This is a genomic window from Rhodococcus sp. T7 (assembly GCF_009872365.1).
In the GTDB taxonomy this organism is placed as follows: Bacteria; Actinomycetota; Actinomycetes; order Mycobacteriales; family Mycobacteriaceae; genus Rhodococcus_F.
This window is the reverse complement of sequence record NZ_WXYH01000389.1, coordinates 139,337-139,650: the sequence shown is the minus strand read 5'-3', so window position 1 is coordinate 139,650 and position 314 is coordinate 139,337. Positions and strand designations below refer to the sequence as shown.

Below are 314 nucleotides of genomic sequence, written 5' to 3'. Positions count from 1 at the left end.
CGGTTCGCCAATCCGATCCGGGCGGCCTCCTCGGCGCCGACGAAACGCGCCGTGTAGGCGATCTCCGCGGCCCGGCCCGGTCCGACGAGCCGGGTGAGCTGCCACGACGTGCCGAGCTCGCCGACGGACAGTCCGACCTTGACGAATGCCGCATTGAACTTCGCGGTGGGCGCCACGAGCCGGATGTCGGCGGCGAGCGCCAGCGACAGCCCGCCCCCGGACGCGGCACCGTGAATCGCGGCGATCACCGGGAACGGCAGGTGGTGCAGCGCCGCCAGGCCACCGGTCGCGGTCTCCTGGAACCTGAGGAACTC

Annotated in this window: 1 protein-coding gene; it reads right to left on the bottom strand. The window is 72.6% G+C overall.

All coding sequences use genetic code 11. The annotated features are described in order from the left end of the window. Positions 1-314: enoyl-CoA hydratase/isomerase family protein (locus MLGJGCBP_RS44615; RefSeq protein ID WP_201453376.1), on the bottom strand; the 314-nt coding region annotated here is incomplete at both ends.